General features: G+C 55.2%; 18 protein-coding genes. 9 read left to right on the plus strand and 9 right to left on the minus strand.

Annotated elements, in window-relative coordinates; all coding sequences use genetic code 11:
• Positions 1-44: 44 nt before the first annotated feature.
• Positions 45-950: a bestrophin family protein gene (locus WJU22_RS07975; RefSeq protein ID WP_341842710.1), complete on the minus strand. Its 906-nt coding sequence runs from the start codon at positions 948-950 to the stop codon at positions 45-47.
• Between the two features lie 74 nt (positions 951-1,024).
• Between WJU22_RS07975 and WJU22_RS07980 the strand changes: the two genes are divergently transcribed.
• The 3 genes from WJU22_RS07980 to WJU22_RS07990 all read left to right on the plus strand — a co-directional run bounded on the left by WJU22_RS07980 (position 1,025) and on the right by WJU22_RS07990 (position 3,073).
• Entirely contained in the window at positions 1,025-1,600 is a 576-nt protein-coding gene (locus WJU22_RS07980) for a Crp/Fnr family transcriptional regulator (RefSeq protein WP_341842711.1), read from the plus strand.
• Positions 1,601-1,669: 69 nt separating this feature from the next.
• Entirely contained in the window at positions 1,670-2,110 is a 441-nt protein-coding gene (locus WJU22_RS07985) for a carboxymuconolactone decarboxylase family protein (RefSeq protein WP_341842712.1), read from the plus strand.
• 111 nt (positions 2,111-2,221) lie between these two features.
• Entirely contained in the window at positions 2,222-3,073 is an 852-nt protein-coding gene (locus WJU22_RS07990) for a dienelactone hydrolase family protein (RefSeq protein WP_341842713.1), read from the plus strand.
• Here the strand turns inward: WJU22_RS07990 and WJU22_RS07995 are convergent, their stop codons facing one another.
• Positions 3,074-3,550, minus strand: coding sequence for a hypothetical protein (locus tag WJU22_RS07995; protein ID WP_341842714.1), 477 nt, complete (start codon positions 3,548-3,550; stop codon positions 3,074-3,076).
• Between the two features lie 161 nt (positions 3,551-3,711).
• On the opposite strand from WJU22_RS07995, the gene WJU22_RS08000 reads away from it, so the two are divergent.
• Entirely contained in the window at positions 3,712-4,140 is a 429-nt protein-coding gene (locus WJU22_RS08000) for an SRPBCC domain-containing protein (RefSeq protein ID WP_341842715.1), read from the plus strand.
• On the opposite strand, the gene WJU22_RS08005 is transcribed toward WJU22_RS08000, so the two are convergent.
• The 7 genes from WJU22_RS08005 to WJU22_RS08035 all read right to left on the minus strand — a co-directional run bounded on the left by WJU22_RS08005 (position 4,131) and on the right by WJU22_RS08035 (position 14,146).
• Positions 4,131-5,942, minus strand: coding sequence for an alkaline phosphatase (locus WJU22_RS08005; protein ID WP_341842716.1), 1,812 nt, complete (start codon positions 5,940-5,942; stop codon positions 4,131-4,133). The genes WJU22_RS08000 and WJU22_RS08005 overlap by 10 nt on opposite strands.
• A 71-nt stretch (positions 5,943-6,013) precedes the next feature.
• Positions 6,014-7,528: a RagB/SusD family nutrient uptake outer membrane protein gene (locus tag WJU22_RS08010; RefSeq protein ID WP_341842717.1), complete on the minus strand. Its 1,515-nt coding sequence runs from the start codon at positions 7,526-7,528 to the stop codon at positions 6,014-6,016.
• Between the two features lie 20 nt (positions 7,529-7,548).
• Positions 7,549-10,923, minus strand: a complete 3,375-nt coding sequence (locus WJU22_RS08015; RefSeq protein ID WP_341842718.1) for a TonB-dependent receptor — start codon at positions 10,921-10,923, stop codon at positions 7,549-7,551.
• 113 nt (positions 10,924-11,036) lie between these two features.
• Positions 11,037-11,930, minus strand: a complete 894-nt coding sequence (locus WJU22_RS08020; protein ID WP_341842719.1) for a FecR family protein — start codon at positions 11,928-11,930, stop codon at positions 11,037-11,039.
• Positions 11,931-12,014: 84 nt separating this feature from the next.
• Positions 12,015-12,587 carry an RNA polymerase sigma factor gene (locus tag WJU22_RS08025; protein WP_341842720.1) on the minus strand — a complete coding sequence of 191 codons (573 nt, stop codon included), beginning with the start codon at positions 12,585-12,587 and terminating at the stop codon, positions 12,015-12,017.
• 183 nt (positions 12,588-12,770) lie between these two features.
• Positions 12,771-13,916 carry a chromosomal replication initiator protein DnaA gene (dnaA, locus tag WJU22_RS08030; RefSeq protein WP_341842721.1) on the minus strand — a complete coding sequence of 382 codons (1,146 nt, stop codon included), beginning with the start codon at positions 13,914-13,916 and terminating at the stop codon, positions 12,771-12,773.
• A 2-nt stretch (positions 13,917-13,918) separates the two neighbouring features.
• Entirely contained in the window at positions 13,919-14,146 is a 228-nt protein-coding gene (locus WJU22_RS08035; RefSeq protein ID WP_341842722.1) for a DnaA N-terminal domain-containing protein, read from the minus strand.
• Between the two features lie 603 nt (positions 14,147-14,749).
• On the opposite strand from WJU22_RS08035, the gene WJU22_RS08040 reads away from it, so the two are divergent.
• The 5 genes from WJU22_RS08040 to WJU22_RS08060 all read left to right on the plus strand — a co-directional run bounded on the left by WJU22_RS08040 (position 14,750) and on the right by WJU22_RS08060 (position 19,901).
• Positions 14,750-15,145: a DUF3127 domain-containing protein gene (locus WJU22_RS08040; protein ID WP_126244890.1), complete on the plus strand. Its 396-nt coding sequence runs from the start codon at positions 14,750-14,752 to the stop codon at positions 15,143-15,145.
• A 115-nt stretch (positions 15,146-15,260) separates the two neighbouring features.
• The gene (locus tag WJU22_RS08045; protein ID WP_341842723.1) at positions 15,261-16,847 is read left to right on the plus strand and encodes an NAD(P)/FAD-dependent oxidoreductase; all 1,587 of its coding nucleotides are present in this window, start codon (positions 15,261-15,263) and stop codon (positions 16,845-16,847) included.
• A gap of 66 nt (positions 16,848-16,913) precedes the next feature.
• Positions 16,914-17,840 (plus strand): ABC transporter ATP-binding protein, encoded by a 927-nt coding sequence (locus tag WJU22_RS08050; RefSeq protein ID WP_341842724.1) that lies wholly within the window; start codon positions 16,914-16,916, stop codon positions 17,838-17,840.
• Between the two features lie 5 nt (positions 17,841-17,845).
• The gene (locus tag WJU22_RS08055) at positions 17,846-18,610 is read left to right on the plus strand and encodes a hypothetical protein (RefSeq protein WP_341842725.1); all 765 of its coding nucleotides are present in this window, start codon (positions 17,846-17,848) and stop codon (positions 18,608-18,610) included.
• Positions 18,603-19,901 (plus strand): ABC transporter permease, encoded by a 1,299-nt coding sequence (locus WJU22_RS08060; protein ID WP_341842726.1) that lies wholly within the window; start codon positions 18,603-18,605, stop codon positions 19,899-19,901. The genes WJU22_RS08055 and WJU22_RS08060 overlap by 8 nt, the downstream gene beginning before the upstream one ends.
• Positions 19,902-19,916 lie beyond the last annotated feature (15 nt).

Here is a 19,916-nt window from a genome sequence, read left to right on the forward strand (position 1 = left end):
ACTGATACCCGTAAATTACGATATAAAATCCGTATTCCCCAGCGTCAGAGGATGTACAATTTGCCCACGGGCTCCACGGGAGACGGGAGTGGGCTATGACCCAACATCTCCAGCAGGTTGATCTCGATGGTCCGGGAAATGCTATTGAGCGGCAGCGACATGGGGTTGGTTTCGAAAGGGTCCATGATACTCAATCCGTTCTGATGGGTAACGTGGAAAACGAAGCCTACCGCCCAGCCGAAAAGGACCGCCCATCCACCGATGTTTTCCGTGAGGCTGAACGTGGTCATCATCACGTAAAACCAGATGAAAACCCGCGTAAAAAAGAGGTAGCTGGGCGGGAAAACGGTGTTCCGGATGCGCTCGCACATGCCCAGCTGGTCGGTAAAAGCCGTCAACCGGGTGTTGAGCTCGCGGAAAAGGAAGCCGTCCACTGCGCCCAGATCGCGGAGGGTGCGCAGATCGACCGCCTGTAGCTGGAGAATGGCGTTAGCCGGATTTTTACTCGCCGCAACGGTGTCGACTTCATCGGGGTTGAGGTACCCCTGGTAATACGTATCCCCGTCTTTGCGCAGCGCCGCCTTCAACGCATATACGAACGCCAGGTGCCGGAACACCATCCGGCGCGCCAGCGTAGGCGCCTGCTCCAGCGCATCGGATTCGCAGAACGCCGTAAGGTCCCTCGCCCAGGTGCGCGAATCGTTCACCAGCGACCCCCAGATCTTGCGGCCTTCCCACCACCTGTCGTACGCCTGGTTGTTGTTGAACCCGATGAAAAACGCCAGCGCCGTTCCCAGCACCGCCGTGATCGTCAATGGAATGGAAATGTGGTCGCGCAGCCAGTACAGATCGATGTAGTAGGCCATGGTACAGAAAATGATCATCGCGATGTCCAGCTTCCAGGTCATCCTGAAAATCTGGACCAGCGAGAGTTTGTCGCGAAGCAGCATAAGTGGGATTTAGATGATAGCTCTACAAAAAACGGCGCACGATTGTTGACGCCAAAAAAACCTAAATTGCCTGTATGATCTCCGAACTAACGGCCCATATCCGCAAATTCTCCCCGCTGCCGGCCGATGCAGACGCCATCCTGGCGGATTACATCGAGCTGCGGACGTTCCGCAAAAAGGAAATGCTCCTGCGCGCGGGGCATGTCTGCAACGCCAATTACTTCATCGTGAAAGGACTCTGCCGGTCTTTCCAGCTGAGTGAAAAAGACACGGAGATCATCAATCATTTCGCGATCGAGAACTGGTGGATCACCGATTACTTCAGCCTCGAATCCCGGAAACCATCCGAATTCAGCATTCAGGCCATTGAAGATACGCAATGCGCGGTTTTGTACCGCGAACGGCAAGACGAACTTTTCGATACACTTCCACAATTCGAACGCTACTTCCGCATCATCAGCCAGCGCGCTCTTGCCGCCGCGTTGCAACGGGTGATGTATATCTTCGGCAATACGGGCGAGGAACGGTACGAACATTTCCGGGCTTCGTTCCCGGAATTCGTGCAACGTGTGCCGCAATACATGCTGGCATCGTATCTCGGCCTCACGCCGGAATTCATCAGCAAAATCCGGGCAAAGCGGAACGCTTGATTTTCTTGAACTGGTTCAAGAAATCATGACCCCATCCTGCCAGACCTTTGTGCTGTAAAACGAAATATCATGTCACAAAGAGTTAACATCAAAAAGGCGGCCCCGGCCGGATATGCAGCCGTCGTGAAACTGGAATCCTATCTTCCTTCAACCCGCATCGCGCCGCTGCATCATGAGCTGATCCGCATCCGCGCGTCGCAGATCAACGGCTGTACCTATTGCATCGACAAACATACGCAAGACGCCCTCGCCCAGGGAGAATCGCTCCGCAAACTGTTTGCCCTCACCAACTGGCGCGAAACGGATTTTTTCACGGAAGAAGAACAGGCGATTTTGGCGGTGACGGAAGAAGTAACCCTCATCCACCAGGGACTTTCAGACGAAACATATGCCCGCGCGGCAAAGGTGTTCGACGAAGGGTACATCGCAGAACTGATCATGGCCGTGATCGTCATCAACGCCTGGAACCGCATCGGCGTATCCACCCACATGAAACCGGCGCTGCATTAACAATACCGCTGCATTTTGAAAACAGCATTAACAAGCGGGCGCCCGATTATCGGGGCGCCCGCTTTCCGTTTCCGGCAAAAGTTTTTTAACTTGATGAAAACCCTGTTGCATATGGACCAACGCATCATCGACCTGTTCGACGAATATACGCACCGGCCGCTGCGCCGCGACGAATTCCTCGGTCGCCTCGTAAAGCTCACCGGCACCATGGCTGCAGCCATGGCGGTGCTTCCGCTGCTCGAATCCAATTACGCCCGTGCCGCCGAGCCGCTTTCCAACGATCTGATCGAAGAAGAAGTGACGTATCCGGGCGATGGCGTTACCATGAAATCGTACCTCGTTCGCCCGAAAGCGGGCGGCAAGCGCGGTGGCGTGGTGGTGATCCATGAAAACCGCGGATTGACGCCACATATCAAAGACGTGACGCGGCGCGCGGCTGCGGCGGGTTACACGGCGCTGGGCGTGGATGCGCTATCGGTTTTTGGAGGAACGCCAGCCAATGAAGACGAAGGCCGCACCAAAATCGGTCAGTTGGATAAAGCGCAGAACCTGCGTAATTACCTGTTGTCGCTCGAGTATTTGCGGAACCGTGCCGATGCCAACGGGAAAACCGGCTGTGTGGGGTTTTGCTGGGGTGGTGCGCTGGCCAACCAGCTCGCCGTGAACGATCCGAAGCTCAATGCGGCCGTGGCGTTTTACGGTATGCAGCCCGATGTGGCGGATGTGCCGAAGATCAGGGCGCGCCTGCTGCTCAATTATGCGGAGTCCGACGAGCGGGTGAACGCCGGCATCGCCGCCTACGAAACGGCGCTGAAAGCCGCAGGCACGAAATATGAACTGTTCATCTATCCCGGAACGCAACATGCTTTCCACAACGATACTTCCGCCGCGCGCTACAACGAAGCCGCCGCGAAACTCGCCTGGGAGCGAACTTTGAAAGTTTTTAAGGAAACATTGGCCTGATCAGGCCTGCGGCCGGCGGTACCAATAATAAGCCGACAACGCGATGGGCAAGCCCACGCACACCATATGAATGGCCATGCCGGTCAGCACGCCGTTCCAGGTGAGCTTTCCGACAGGCGCCAGCGTGAGCGGTACGATGAGTAACCGCATGCAGGCCCAGACCACCAGCCCGTAGAGCAGACCCGTCAGCCAGCGGTTGCCCTGCAACAAAGCCAACCGGGGATACGCCCAGAAGAAAAGCAGGCTCCACCCGTAAGCGACGAGAAAATGAAAGAAAAGCCCGAGGAGAATAAATGCATTGCCGCCTTCGAAAGCCGAAGGCCCCGCACCCGCGCTCGCCACATACTTGAAAACACGGTCTGGCCGGAAATTGCTCTGGATCACCGCCGCAGTTCCGTCCAGCAACCAGACGAGGAGCCCTGCGTATAGTGCTCCCTGGAGTAATCTCGTTGTCTGGACGGATGTAGCGGTCGGCATGTTCGGTGGATTGGGGAATAAGTAGATTTAGACTTTGGTTGACGATCAGCGGTATACTCAATTTAATGGATTCTCCTCATATAGGGATAGCACTTTCGTGCCGGAAATAATATTATATTTTTTGTAATACGTATTGATAGATTTTTCAACTTCATCCAAGCATGTACAACATCGAACAAATCCAGTATGTAAAAGCGCCGGCAGCAAAAGTGTTTGAAGCGCTCACCACCAAAACAGGGCTTTCGGAAATCTGGACGGAAAAACTGATCGTGAAGCCCGAAGCGGGTTTTATCAATGAATTCGATTTTAATGACAATTACAGCACACGGTTCAAGGTACTGTCGATGGAAGCGCCCGGGCGCATCCGCTGGGAATGTGTGGATTCCGACCAGGAATGGATCGGCACTTTCCTTTCGTTCGACATCGAGCAGCGGCCAAAATCCACGGCCGTTACGCTCCGGCACAGCCAATGGCGCGAGCTTACGGAGTTTTACCGGCATTGCAATTACAATTGGGCCTGGTTCCTGTACAGCTTGAAGCTGTATTGCGAAACGGGCGAGGGCATTCCGTTCCAGCGGCGTCAGTTCTGATACCGGCGCAGGATCTGCATGATCTTTTCGAAGATCGCGGTGTTTTCGTAGACGCCGCGGAAGTCCAGCGAATGCGGGCCATACGCAAAAACGGGGACCATGACGGCCGTGTGGTCGTTGGTGCTGAAATGCCCGTCTACATAACCTTTGGAGATATCGCCATCCAGCAGCGTGAGGCCGCCGGTTTCGTGGTCGGCGGTTACGATCACGAGGGTTTCGCCGTTGCTGTCGGCAAATCGCATCGCTTCGCCGATGGCCTGGTCAAAGTCAAGCATTTCGGAAGTGAGATAAGGAACGGAGTTGACGTGGCCGCCCCAGTCGATCTGTGCCGCTTCCTCCATGATGAAAAATCCTTTATGCTGCCGTTCCAGGGTATGGATAGCGGCTTTCAGGGATTTGATGAGGAAGGCGCCGCGGCCTTGCGCCATGCGCAGCTGCGCACTGTCTGCCAATACGATGTATTTATCCCTGCGGATGGTGTCGAGCGAAGAGAGGCGGTATTCGATGGTGTAGCCTTTGTTGCGGAGGGTTTCCCACATCCCTTCAAAATGCTCCTGGCCGGCGCCGACGAGTATGCTCACGGGGCTTTCCAGCAATCCAAGGGCGATCTCTTTGGAGCGGTCGCGCTCGGGGGTATGACCGTAAAATGCGGCCGGCGTAGCGTCGGTGATATCGCCGGAGGAAATAAGGGCGGATTTCATGCCCAGCGGCGCGATCAGGTCGGCGATAGACGGAATGGGCGTGCCTGTCGAATCCACCCCGACCGACCTGTTTTTCGTTTTCTTCCCCGAAGCCATGGCGGTGCCGCCTGCGGCGGAATCGGTGATGTAGCTGTCTGACGATGAAGTTTTGCTGAAACCGATGTTCAGCATGCCGAAGAGGTTCAGCTTACCGAAGTTCCCCGTATATCCCGAATAAATTTGCGCCAGGCCCATCCCGTCTCCGATGAGCAGGATCACGTTTTTCACTTTCGACAGTTGGTCGTTATTACGATAGGCGGGTTGGTAAACCGTATGTGCCGAATCGGCCTGGAACTGCGACTGCACGCGGGTGCGGAGGTAATTGGCCAGCTCGTCGGTTTTGTCGGTATTGATGTAATCCACGCCGAGCTTGATCATTGTTTTCCAGGTGTTCACATTGTCTGGCGTAGCCCAGAACCGGAATTTCTTTCCCTGCGCATGCGCCTGCGCGATGACCTCTTCGATACGTGCAAGGTCTTTGGCGACAGGGATTCCTTTTCCGTTCCACTGGGAATAATTCTGGAAGTTGTCGCTGATGAGCGCCACTTTCTTCAGCGCGTCCGGGGTGTAGGGGAAGCCGGGCCGCCCGTCGAAGCGGATGCAGGCGGGGAAGGTGGCCCATTGTTCCTGCGGGGGCCTGTTCCCGCTGATGGTGAACTCCAGCTTGGGGTTGTTCATCAGTTCGGGGAATTCGCGGAGCAGGCGCAGCAGTGCGTCCATGGTAGGGGTCGCGGGCGTTTTGAAATCGATCAGTATCTGAAGATGCTGTTTCGTTTCGCCGAACACGCCGGTTTTGGCCAGCACTTTCTCCCGGAGGGGCTCCAGGTACAGTTTGCGCAATGTTTTGGCGGTATCGATCTCCCTGGGCATATGCGCTACATAGAGTACGCCGTTCTGCAGGAATACGTCCGCCTCGATCGATCCGAAGTTCAGCGAAAACGCTTTTTCGAACGGAACGGCCTGCGCATAGTCGTTATGGGAATGCGCGTTGCCGGCGGTGTACTGTGCCCGGGCGCCCGCGAGCCCCAGGAAGAGCAAAAGGAAAGTGAATGTGTGTCTCATCGGTCTCTTAAAAATAGCAAACTCCCGTCATAACGGGAGTTTGCAGTAAAATGATCATGTTTCGGTAATGGTTATTTCCAACCGGCGTTCTGGAAAATGATGCCGCCGCTGTTGTCGATCTCGCTTTGCGGAACGGGCCAGATGTGGTGGCGCGTAGGGTCGAAAGCGCGTGCAGGCCAGATTTCTGCGCCGCTTGCACCGTGCAGCGGTTTGGCGTAGGCGGCTTGTGCATCGCCCCAGCGAACGAGGTCGGCATGGCGGTTCGCCCATTCGCCGGCCAGTTCCAGCCTGCGCTCTTTCTTCAGGTCGGCCAGGGTGGCGTTGGCGAAATTGGGCAGGCCGGTGCGTTTGCGGAGCGCGTTCAGCTCGGTATCCGCATTCTTGCCCTGCATGAGCCTCGCTTCCGCCTTGATCAGGTAGATTTCGGCGTAACGGAGCAGCGGCAGGCAAAGGTCGGTGGTAGGATGGTCGCCGTTTTTGCTGGCATGAACGCCGTCTGCATAAGTGAACGGTTCCATGTATTTGTTGAACTGGTAGCCGGAAAGACTGTTCAGCGAATTGTAGGTCACGGAATCGCCCCAGAACTTGAAACGGTCGCCTGGCGCGAGGATGGTAGCGGCGCGACGTTTGTCTCTGGGATCGTAGGTGTCATACAGTTCTTTGGTGGGCATGTAATATCCCCAGCCGTTGTATTTTCCCCAGCCTTTGTTTTCCAGCATTACGCCGGGCAGGATGCTGCCGAAGCCGCCCTGGCCTTTGGATGTGGAATAGGCGCTCCAGATGTATTCCGAAGACCAGTTGTTGGCGATGGTGAACACGTCGGCGAAATTGTCGAGCAGCTGATGGCGGCCGCTGCCGATGAGGGAGTCGCAATACGCTTCGGCTTTGGCCCAGTCCTTTTTGTAGAGGTACATTTTGGCGAGGTAGCCGAGGGCGGCGGATTTATGCGGGCGGCCGTAATCTGCCGGCGCCAGTTGCTGGAACGTGGGCAGGTAGGCGGAGGCCTGTTTCAGCTCGCTTTCGATGTAATCCCAGTTGGCGGCGATGTTGGCGGCGCGGGGGATTGGCTTTTCGTCGAGGGGAACGTCTCTGCGCACGATGGGCACGCCGGCCTTATCGTCTGCATACGTGGTGGCCAGCTCGAAGTACATCAGGCCGCTCATGAAGTACGCTTCGCCGATCACGCGGCGCTTGGTGGCGTCGTTCATGTCGATGGCGGGCACGCGGTTGATGACGTCGTTGGCGCGCTTGATGACACTGTAGCGCATCTTCCACTGGCCTTCGGTGTAGGAGCCGCCGATGAAGCTGCGGTTGAAGTTCTTGATGTTGTCTGCTTCGGCTTTGATACGGCCGGTCACCATATCGTCGCTGGCGTTGATGAACCACCAGTACCCGCGGCCGTAGAAGTTCTCATCGTCCATGGGCTGGTACATGGCGTTGGCGCCGGAAATGGCGTCCAGCTCGGATTTCCAGAAGTTATTGGTGGTGGGGGTGCCTTCCGGTGAGATGTCGAGCTGCTTGGTGCAGGAAGTGGCGAGCCCCAGCGCCAGGGTCCCCGCGAACATATATCGGATCATTGATTTCATGATAGTCCTGGATTTTACGGTTAAAAGTTTACGTTCAGGCCAACGGTTACGTTTTTCGCCTGCGGATAGCGGCCTTTGTCAATGCCGAACTCATCCAGCCCCACTTCCGGGTCAAAGCCTTTGTACTTCGTGAAAGTGAGCAGGTTGTTGCCGGTCACGTACAGGCGCACCTTGCCGAGGCCGGCGCGGCGCAGCAGTGTTTCGGGAACGGTGTAGCCGAGGGTCAGGTTCTTCACGCGCATGTAGCTGCCGTCTTCCACGTACCAGTCGGAGGTGGTGCCGAAGTTGCCGTTCGGGTCGCTGCTGTTGATGCGGGGGATGTTGGTACCGGTGTTCTGCGGCGTCCAGGCGTTGAGGATGTCTTTCAACATGTTGTAGTTCTGTCCGTTACCGGCATTGAGCGCGGTGAATTTCAGCGCGTTGAAGAGCTTGTTGCCCTGAACGCCCTGCAGCAGCATGTTGAAATCGAAGTTTTTATAGCTGGCGTTGAACGTGAAGCCGTACGTGAATTTCGGGAAAGCATTGCCGGCCACCACGCGGTCGTCGTTGGTGATTTTTCCGTCGCCGTTCTGGTCGATGAATTTCAGGTCGCCGGGCTTCGCGAAGGGCTGGATCTTGTTGCCGTCCTTATCCTTGTAAGCATCCACTTGTTCCTGCGTTTGGAAGATACCGTCTGTGCGCACTACGTAGAAGGAATACAGCGGCAGGCCTACTTCCTGGCGGATTGGCGTGATGGTGCTGCGGATGTTGATATCGTTGCGGGGGATTACTTTCTGGCCGTCTGCGAGCGAAACGAGTTTGTTGGAGATTTTGGTGAACGTGGCACCTACGTCGTACCGGAAATCTCCGGTTTGCTTGCCGTGCCAGGTCAGCCCCATTTCGATCCCTTTATCCAGTGCATTCCCCGCATTTTTCCACATCCCGTCCGGAACGCCGAGCATGCCGGGAACGTCTACGTGGATCAACATGTTCTCTGTCGTTTTTTCGAAATAATCCGCATTAACGGAAAGGCGGCTGTCGAACACGTTGAAATCGAGGCCGATGTTGTTGATTCTTGTGCTGGCCCATTTCAGTTGGGGATTCGGCAGCGCGGTTTCCTGGTAAGTGGGTACTTGTTGCGGGTCTTTCCCGATCCAGATCTGACCGCTTGCCATGGGCGCGTCTACGGCCGTAGGCACGAGCGAGCCCAGATTCCCCTGGATGCCGTGGCTGAGGCGGAGCTTCAGGAAGTTGAGCCAGGAAGAATTTTTGAGGAATTCTTCTTCCGTGAGCACCCATCCGGCGGAAATGCCGTAGTACGGCTCCCAGCGGCTGTGTTTCGGCAGCAGCGAAGATCCGTCGTACCGGCCGATCAACTGCAGGAGGTATTTGTTCTGGTAATCGTAATTCACGCGGCCGTACCAGGAGGCGATGGCGGTTTTGTTCAGTCCGCTGTTGGGGCGGAAGAATATGGTGGAGTTGTCGAAATAGCGGTAAGCGGGCCTTTCGTTATAGAAGCCCTGTGCGTTTACGCCCAGCCAGGTGCCACGGTGCTTTTGGAACGAGAAGCCGCCCATGGCCGTAAGGTTGTGGCCACCATTGAATTTCGTGTTGTAGGTCAGCGTTTGTTCGGCCAGCATTTCGGTGAAATTGTTCATCGTTTCCGACAGCTCGTTGTAATTGAAGATCTTACCGATCTCCAGCACTTTGGCGCTGTAGGTTTTGGCGTCGCGGAAAGATTTCGTGATGGAGAAGCTGGAACGGAAAACGAGCCCTTTCGTGAGGTTGATGTCTGCGTAAGGGTTGAAGAAGATTTTCGTTTCGGGGGCTTTGGAATCGATCCGTTGCAGGTAAGCTACGGGGTTGATCACATCGCCATACGCGCCGGCATATTGTGCGGGCAAGCCGCTGAAACCGCCGTCTGCCGTGTACGGACGGATGTGCGGGGGATAGAAGATCGCGGAGATGATGGCGCCGGTATAGGCGCTGGTGGTGTTGGCGCCATTACCGTCGGTTACGGACATGGTCATGTTTTCGCCGATCTTCAGCCAGGGTTTCAGCTGGTAGTCGGTGTTCATGCGCACGGTGTAACGCTCGTTGTAGGTATTGAGCAGAATGCCTTCGCCTTTGCGGTAGCCAAAGCTGAGGTAATAGCGGCCCATATCGTTGCCGCCTTTCACGCTGGCGTTGTAGTCCTGGATTTTGGCGGTGCGGAAGATCTCGTCCATCCAGTTGGTGCGGGTGATCTGTCCGTCGGGATATTTTGCGGGGTCGAAGGCATCCTGGCGGGGTTTGCCGGCTGCGTCGTACGCCTGGTTCATCACATCGGCGAATTCCTTCGCGTTCAGCGGTTCGAGTTTTTTGATGGGCGATTGCCAGCCTTGTTTCACGTCCACATCCACCTGTGCTTTCCCCTGTTTACCTTTCTTGGTGGTAACGAGCATTACGCCACCGGCGGCACGGGCGCCGTAGATGGAGGAAGATGCGTCTTTCAGGAAGGTCACGCTTTCTACGTCGTTAGGGTTGATGGGGCCGTAGTAAATGGCGCCGTCCACGACAACGAGCACATTTTCACCGTTGATGCCGCCCATACCGCGAACGCTTACACGGGGGCCAGACATGGGGTCGCCGCCTTCGTTCTGCACCACTACGCCGGGTGCCTTGCCCTGAAGGGCTTCGTTGAGGCTGCCGAGCGAGCGGCTGGTGAGCTTATCGAGAGGAACTTCCGCTACGGCGCCGGTCACTTTGGCTTTGCTTTGCGTACCATAACCGATCACGACAAGCTGGTTGAGGTTCACGGTGGAGGATTCGAGCAGTACGGTGATGTCGCGGCGGGAGCCTACCACGATTTCCTGTGTGCCGTATCCCAGCATGGACACAACGAGCGTAAGGCCGGGGGCTTCGTCGGCGGTTAATTTGAAGCGGCCGTCGACAGTGGTGACGGTGCCGGTGGAGGTGCCTTTGACCATTACCGATGCACCTGGGACGGGGCCGTTCTTTTCGTTCACCACGCCGGTGATGGTGATCTTATCTGCCGGTGCGCCGCCGGGGATAGCGACGGCGGGCTGCTTTGGGGCTTCGAAGATCAGGATGGTGTTGTGCCGTTCTTCGAACTTCAGTCCGGAGGCAGACAACAGTTCCGACAAGATAGCTTCAACGGTGCGGCCGTTGTAGGAATGCGCTTTGACGGACACGCGTTTGAGTGCGGCTTCGTCGTACGCGAGGCGCACGGCGGCGGAGGATTCCAGTTGTTTGAGCGCGGAGGAAAGTGGCCCTGCGGGGATGTCGATTTTACGGACAACTTTCTGAAGGTCCTGGGCCGAAAGCGGAAGGGCCAGGGAAGTGACCGTTGCTGCGAGCACGAAGAGGCAAGTCATAACGGTCCGTACAAAAAAATGCTGTCTGATTTTTTGCATCTTTGTAAGATTAAAGGTAATTACTGAACAGGCTGTGCGCCTGTGCGATTCACATTGCGGTTGTTACTTTCAGCCGGTACCAGTTGCAGCTGGTATCGGCTTTTTTCATGGCATTAGTGGATGGTGAGTCGATTTTCGTTCATCGTGAATTTGATTTTAGATTTATAACTGATTTTCTGAAGGATGTCTAACACCTGCGGTAGCGGCATGCCTGCGGGGAACCGGAAGGTGTAATTGCCGGCGCTTTTATCCAGTGCGGTGGAAACGTTGATGCCATATTGATCTTCCAGTGTGCGGATTACTTCAGACAGCGGGGCGTTTTGCAGGAGAATTTCGCCCTGCGTCCATGCGAGTGCGTCAGGTTGCTGTATATGCTCGATTTGTTTTTGCGGATAGGTGATGCGTTGCCCGGGTTCCAGGAGCCCGTGGCCGGAGGCTTTTACTTTCCCTTCCAGGAGCGTGACGCGGCGGAATTCCCCGTCGGCCGGGCGCTCTACGGTGAAGCGGGTCCCCAGTACGGTGGCGGTGTCTGGCCCGGAGCAAACCAGGAATGGTTTTTCGGCAGACGCTTCCACTTCGAAGTAAGCCTTGCCCCGGAGAACGGCCACCTGGCGGCCGGAGTAGGCCAGTTCGGTGTTGGGGCCTGCGGTGATGCGGGTGTCGTCTGGCAGGGTGAACGTCCGCATTTCGCCTGGCGCGGTGGTCAGGGTGGTGGTGCGGGGTGCATCCGGGCGGAGGAGCCACGTGGCGGCCAGGGCCACCACGCCGGCGATGGAGGCGGCAGCGGCGACGTACGGCCAGGTTCTCCGGGCGCGCTTCGGTGCGTGGGCCTCGATGTGGCGCCACATCGTATCGTGTAAACGGGCTTTTTCGGAGGTTTCCAGGTCGGGGGCTTCGCCACGGTCGGCCAGCCCGTCCAGCCATTCGTGCAACAGGCGCTCCTCCTGCGGGGAGGCCTCGCCCTTGCGGTATTTCTCCAGTAATGCGCGTATGTTTTGCTCGTTCAAGGAAAGGATGCTTTACAGAAAGACACGCGTCAAAACCCGGATAACCATCCGTCGCGAAAATATTTTTTCCGTTGAAAAAACGATTTAGTTAAGGATATAAAAAAGAAGGAAGGGGAGCGCGTGCCATTGTATGCGGATGCGGCGCAGCGCGGTATTGATCTGGTTACGGATGGTTTGCTCGCTGCTGCCGAGCCTTTGGGCGATCTCCGCCACGGTCAGGTGCTGGATGCGGTGCATGTAAAAGGCCGTCTTCATCCGGTCGGGCAGCTGGTCGATGGAGCGGAGCAGGGCGGATTCCGTTTCGCGGAAATGAATGGTGTCGAGCAGGGAATTGTCTGCCGAAGCCACGGCTTCACCGAACTGGCCAACATGCTGCTGGTATAATTGCTCGTCGCGGATGGCGTTGAGAAGGCGGTTGCGGAGGGCGGCGCGGAGGTATGCGGGCACGGAGGCCACGTGTGGGAGGTCGGTGTGGCTTTCCCATAGGTGAACGAACAGGCACTGGATGGCGTCCTGCGCGGCGGAGCCGTCTTTCAGCACACGAACGGCGTAATGGTACAATTCTTCCCAGTACGTGTCGAACAAAGTGCGGAAAGCGGTGCTGTGGCCCTGGCGGACCATTTCCCATAAAGTGTCTGGTTGTACTAGCTGCCGCATATCCCCGATATTGTGGGCTTCAAAATTAATCAGTAACGTGTGGAATTATCCCGATGTCCTATTTATCAAATTGTTAAGTAAAAATTAGGAAGAAATGCGGACATAAAAAATAGGGGGCAAAAAAATACCGGGCGTTGGGGCCCGGTATTTTTGAATAAGGTTGTTGCATTGCAGGAGGGGTTGTTACATGGCGGCGAGTTGCACCTTTTGTTGCAATTCGATAACGCTGTCCCGGAAACTGTTATCGGTGTCCATCAGGTCTTTAACGGTTTGGCAGGAGTGGATCACGGTGGTGTGGTCTCTTCCGCCGAAATGTTCGCCGATGGTTTTCAGGGAGTTTTTGGTAAAGCTTTTGGCCAGGTACATGGTGATCTGGCGGGCCTGGACGATTTCGCGCTTGCGGGTTTTTTGCAGGAGCTTGTCGTAGGCGACATCGAAATATTCGCATACCATTTTCTGGATGCTTTCGATGGTGATTTCCTTGCTGGAAGTTTTGACGAAAGATTTGAGGACGCGCTTGGCCAGCTCCAGGTCGATTTCTTTCCGGTTGAGGGAAGATTGGGCGAGGAGGGAGATGAGGGCGCCTTCGAGCTCGCGGACGTTGCTCTGGATGTTGTAGGCAACATACTTCACGACTTCTTTGGGCATCTCGAGGCCGTCGTTGCGCATCTTCATTTCGAGGATTTCCATACGGGTCTCGAAGTCGGGCAGCTGAATGTCTGCGCTGAGGCCCCAGCGGAAGCGGCTCAAAAGGCGTTCCTGCACACCGTCCAGGTCTTTGGGCGGTTTGTCGGACGTGAGGATGAGCTGTTTGCCGCTTTGATGGAGGTGGTTGAAGATGGCGAAGAACGCGTCCTGCGATTTTTCTGCGCGGGCGAAGAACTGGATATCGTCTACGATCAGCACGTCTATTAATTGATAGAAGTGGATGAAATCGTTGATGATATTATTCTTGGAGTGATCGATGAACTGGTTGATGAACTTTTCCGCGCTTACGTACAGCACGGCTTTGTTCGGGTTCTGGCGTTTCACTTCGTTGCCGATGGCTTGCGCGAGGTGCGTTTTGCCGAGGCCAACGCCACCATATATTACGAGCGGGTTGAAGGAGGTGCCTCCGGGTTTGTCGGACACGGTTTTGCCGGCCCGGCGTGCCACGCGGTTGCAATCACCTTCGATGAAAGATTCGAACGTGTAATTGTGATTCAGTTGTGAATCGATCTGAACGCGTTTGATCCCGGGGATCACGAAGGGATTCTTGACCGGGTTCTGTATGGTGAGCGGGAAATCAACTTCACTTTCCTTCTGGGGCTTGGTGAACTGCGTAGGCATGTTCACCGTTTTAGGATGTTGGTGGGGGTGCTGTTCTCCACTACTATCCGGTACTCCAGGCGCGCTTCCTTGCCGAGCTCGCGCTTGATGGTTTTACCTAACAGGCCCACATAATGTTCTTCCAGGTATTCATAGAAAAACTGGCTGGGTACTTGAATGGTTAAAACGTTGTTCTCAAGCTTTACGGGTTTTATCGGCTCAAACCATGTTTTGAAAGGCTGCCATTCCACAATATCCCTGATTATATTCAGACACCTATCCCAAACTTGTTCGCAAGTTTTATTCATTTAGAAAAAAATAATTTGTCGTGTTTATAATTTGGGTGTTCTCGAATACTGAAGTCCTCAATGCGGGCAGTTGAAGAACTTTTTGACAGGACGACGAATATCTGTAGAAAATGTTGAAAAAAAAATAAATCTGCCCTTGTTTAATTTCCTACAAATACAGTGTGCCGCAGCCTGTTTTATTCGTATGTAAATCGGCTAAAACACCCGTTTAGCCTGCAATTCGACCACTATTAAAAGTGCTAAACCGTACAAGCATGATTAACAAGTAATTTGTTAAAGTGTTTACTGATTAACGCACAAAAGGTCTGCTTATCAGGTAAAATAACATTGCCCTTCGCCTGCTTTAAAAAGCAAGCCCAGTAGGGCGCATTGTTGGCGCTTCGGTGTTTCACTTTTTTGGTAACTCTTTTTTCGTTTTCTCGAATCGGCTGCAAATTTATGATCTTGTTTCTAATAAATGCGAATAACTTGTGTAAAAGTTGTTGATTATTCCTGTATCTAAAAACTTATCTTTGGCGCAAATTGAAATTTTTAAACTAGTTATATATGAGCTTTGAAGTTACCGGTAAACTGGTAGTGAAGTACAATACGGTACAGCGCAGCGAATCTTTCAAAACCCGTGAATTTGTTATCGAGAAGACAGACGATATCAACGGCCGGGTGATTACCAATTATATCAAGTTTCAGTCAGTTCAGGATCGTACCGCCATTGTAGACCGTCACAATGAAGGTGAAATGGTTAAAGTTTATTTTAATATAAAAGGCACCCGCTGGGAGAAAGATGGTAAAGTGAACTACATCACCAACCTCGACGCATGGCGTATCGAGTCCATGATGCAGGGTGCACCCGGTGCCGATCCCATGCCCAACTACAACACTTCCCAGGAAGGTTCCTTCGGCGGTGGTAACAGCGGCAACAGCGGAGACGATCTTCCGTTCTAACATAATAACACACCGGCTCCCGCGAGCCCGATCATATTCCAGGCGCCCCGCTGCTGCGGGGCGCCTCCTTTTTTATACCTATCTTTGCCCCGGTTTTTAGGATAAATACCTAACAATGGTCAAACAAATCTCCCTCAAGCTCCTCCCGCAGGAAGCTGCCCAACATCGCGCCATCACGCGCCACGCCGCCGAAGCCCTCGGCGTCAAACCTGCTGACATCACCGGGTTCAATATCATCAAACGCTCTATAGACGCGCGTTCCCGCCAGCCTTACTTCGTGCTCACCCTCGAAGTCTTCGCCAGCGAGCCCTTTCAGCCCAAACAACTCGAACCTTTCCGCTACGAGCCCCTCGGCCCCGATGCCCGTCCCGTCATCGTCATAGGCGCAGGCCCCGCGGGCCTCTTCGCCGCCCTTCGCCTCATAGAGCTCGGCCTGCGGCCCATCGTGCTCGAAAGAGGCAAAGATGTGCGCGCCCGCCGGAGAGATCTCGCCGCCCTCAATAAAACGGGCATCGTCAACCCCGAATCCAATTACTGCTTCGGGGAAGGCGGCGCCGGCACGTATTCCGACGGTAAGCTGTACACCCGCTCCAACAAACGCGGCAACATCCAGCGCATCCTCAACATATTCCGGCAGTTCGGCGCCGATGACGCCATCACCACAGACGCGCATCCCCATATCGGCACCAACAAGCTCCCCCATATCATCACCGCCATGCGCGAACAGATCGCCGACAGCGGCGGCACCGTGCATTTCGAACAGAAAGTAACCGATTTCCTCATCGCAAACGACGCGGTGACCGGCGTGAAAACCGCCACGGGCGACGTATTCCACGCCCAACACGTCATCCTCGCCACCGGCCACTCCGCCCGCGATATCTTCGAACTGCTGCATGAGAAGAAGATCCTCATAGAACGGAAGCCCTTCGCACTGGGCGTTCGCGTGGAACATCCGCAATCATTGATAGACAGCGCCCAATACCATTGCGCCCTCCGCGGCGATCATCTCCCGCCCGCCAGCTACAGCCTCGTGGAACAGGTGAACGGCCGCGGCGTGTTCTCGTTCTGCATGTGCCCCGGCGGCATCATCGCCCCGGCCGCCACTTCGCCGGGAGAACTGGTGGTAAATGGATGGTCGCCCTCGAAACGCAACAACCCCTACGCCAACTCAGGCATGGTAGTAACGGTAGACGAGGAAGATTTTGCGCCATTCGCCAAAGCAGGTCCCCTCGCCGCCATGCACTACCAGCAAGCCGTGGAGCGCACTGCCTTCGAAGCGGGCGGCGGAGGATTCGTAGCCCCGGCCCAGCGCATGACCGATTTCGTGAAAGGCAAAGTATCTGGTTCATTGCCGGATTGCTCCTACATCCCCGGTGTTCGCAGCACCGACCTGAGAACAGTGCTCCCCGCAGCGGTACATTCCAGGCTGGGAGAAGCTTTCAAGGCTTTCGGGAAGAAGATCAGGGGATATTTTACGGAAGACGCCATCCTCGTTGCCACGGAATCCCGCACCTCAAGCCCCGTGCGCATTCCACGTAACGATCATGACCTCATGCACCCGCAGGTGAAAGGGCTCTACCCCTGCGGAGAAGGCGCAGGATACGCCGGCGGCATCGTTTCAGCCGCCATGGACGGCGAACGCGTGGCCGAAGCCATCGCCGGGGTTGGTACTGGGAATCGTCCGGTTGGTGTATCATTATGAAAATACGCCATCAATTCTTTGGCGCGCATGGGGTAATTGGGTAATTTTCACCCGTCAATTATCCTTATGAACGTACTGGAACTCCAACATCTCAAGAAGCACTACGCCACGCACAAAGCGGTGGACGATATCAGCTTCTCCATCCCGAAGGGCAGCATCTTCGGGCTGCTGGGCCCCAACGGCGCAGGTAAAACCACACTCCTGCGCATGATCACCGGCATTATTTACCCCGACGCGGGGGACATCCTTTTCGACGGCCGCCCGTTCGACCCCCGCAACGATATCCAATATATAGGGTATATGCCGGAAGAACGCGGACTGTATAAAAAGATGAAAGTGGGCGAACAGGCCTTGTACCTGGCCCAGCTCAAAGGCCTCAGCGCACAGGAAGCCCGCCAGCGGATCGATTACTGGTTCAATAAATTCGAGATCACTTCGTGGACCAACAAGAAAATCGAAGAGCTCTCCAAGGGCATGCAACAAAAGGTGCAATTCATTTCCACCGTCATGCATCAACCCAAACTGCTCATCCTCGACGAGCCCTTCTCCGGCCTGGACCCCATCAACTCCCAACTCATCCAGGACGAAATCTTCCAGCTCGCCAAAAGCGGCACCACCATCATCTTCTCCACGCACCGCATGGAGCAGGTGGAAGAAATCTGCGACCACATCGTGCTCGTCAACAAAGGCAAAAAAGTGCTCGACGGCCCGGTGAAGCAGATCCGGCAGGATTTCAAGCATCACCTTTTCCGCATCAGCCTGGCTTCCATGCCCAATCCCGCGCAAATGGCGACGCATCATTTCGAGATCGTCAAACAGCACGAAAACGGCTATACCGTGAAGATCAATGAATACAGCCAGACGAACGACATCCTGGCCCACTTCATCCATCACGGCATCCAGGTCACCTATTTCGAAGAAATCCTCCCCACCATTCACGAAGTCTTCATCCAACAGGTGAAGATCACCGACCTGGAGGTAGCCGCTAACTGATACTCATGAAATACTGCATATTCTTATTAATGATCGTAGCTGCGGGATGCGGTTCCGCCACCGGCTCGCAGCAAAATACAGACAGCACAGCCCTGAATGCCGACAGTCTTGCTTCGGCAGACGCGCGCGCCAGGGCGGAGGCTTTCCTGCAACTTTTCCCTTCCGTTAACCCCAACGACCTCGCCGTCGAATCTCCCCAAACCGACTCCAACGGCGTCATGAAGGGAATGGTAGGCAAATGGCTCGACAGCAGCATGGTCAAATTCCTGCCCGACAATTGGGCGGAAGGCGAGATTGGCGTGCCGGGAGAATTGTATGGCGGATATTTCGCCGTCGGCAAATTCTCCATGGGCGATTATGAAATGCTCCTGCTCCGGGCGCCCGGCGAGTACCAGAGCAGCAGGATCCAGTTGCTCGCATGGCACAAACCCACCGCCCGCGTGAAAGATCACATCATGCTGGCAGACGAGTGGGGCGATGCCGGCGATGCGCAGCAAACCTACAGCTGGCTCCATCCGGACGGCAAGGAGCTGGAAGTGAGAATGGCCGTGCTCACGTCGTATCAAGACCCGGAGGATACAGTCGGCCGCTCCGAGTCTTCCACCGACTACGCCATTTTCCGGTTCAGGAATGATGCGTTCGACACCACCGGCATGAAGCAGCGCCGTAACGAAGCGTTCTTCCGCGCCAAATTCAAAGACAGTTACCAGGTACCCGATTCCATATACGTAGAATATCACCCAAATTCTAACTCAGACTCCCATGAATAAGATCTGGATCATCATCAAAAGAGAATACCTCACCAGGGTAAGAAAGAAATCTTTCATCGTCACCACCCTGCTGTTGCCGGTTTTGTTCGCCGCCATGGTTATTTTACCCGGCCTGCTCATCAACTCCGACAACAATGAAAAAGTGGCCGTGATCGACGAAAGCGGCTACTTCGCCGGCAAACTGCCCGACGAAAAAGGCATCCAGTACAAGTTCGTAGACGCCAAACTGGATACGTTCAAGAAATCGTACCGCGACCAGGGCTATACCGGCCTGCTCCACATACCCAAGCTCGACATCAACCGCCTGCCCGCCATCGTATACTACAGCAAGGGCCAGATGCCTTTTGCGCTGCGCGGCAGCATGGAAAAGCGGCTTGAAAGCGTGGTGGAAGATAAAAGGATGGAGCTCGCCGGGGTCGACAAATCGAAACTCGAAGAAATCCGTGCAGATATCTCTATCGACAACCTCGCCGGCGATGATGAGAAGAAAGGCAGCACCGTAGCGGCTTACATCATCGGTTGGTTCGCCGGGTTCCTCATTTACATCGTATTGCTGGTGTTCGGCATGATGGTAATGCGCGGGGTGATGGAAGAAAAAACAAATCGCATCGCGGAAGTAATGGTTTCCAGCGTGAAGCCGTTCCAGCTGATGATGGGCAAGATCGTAGGGATCGCCGGGGTGGGGCTCACACAGTTCCTCATCTGGGTAGGTTTGCTGATCGGTATTTATACCTTGCTGGTGCCGTTGCTGCTGGGGACCGACCTGTCTTCGGCAACTGCGGCCACGCAACCGGGCATGAGCGCGGCCACGCAAGACATGGCGCAGAAGATCGCCAATTTCACGGGCAGTGTGAACTGGTTCTCTATCATTTCGCTGTTCCTGTTCTACTTCCTGGGCGGATACCTTTTCTACGCGGCGCTTTTCGCCGCGGTGGGCAGTTTGGTGAACGAAGACCCGAACGATGCACAGTCGCTCACGTTCCCCATCACGCTCCCGGTGATCGTGGCCATGGTGATCATGATCCAGGCGGTGGTGAACCCCACGAGCCAGCTGGCCGTATGGGGAAGCATCATTCCTTTCACATCGCCGGTGGTGATGATGGCGAGGATCCCTTACGGCGTGCCGGGCACGGTGCCGTTCTGGCAGCTCGGTCTTTCGATGTTTTCGCTCATCGCCGGTTTCCTCGCTACCACCTGGGTGGCCGCGAAGATTTACCGCACGGGGATCCTCATGTACGGTAAAAAAGTGACGCTGGGCGAAGTGGGGAAATGGATTTTCAGAAAAAGCTAGTGAATAGTTCCAGGA

The sequence above is a fragment of the Chitinophaga caseinilytica genome (assembly GCF_038396765.1).
GTDB classification, from domain to species: domain Bacteria; phylum Bacteroidota; class Bacteroidia; order Chitinophagales; family Chitinophagaceae; genus Chitinophaga; species Chitinophaga caseinilytica.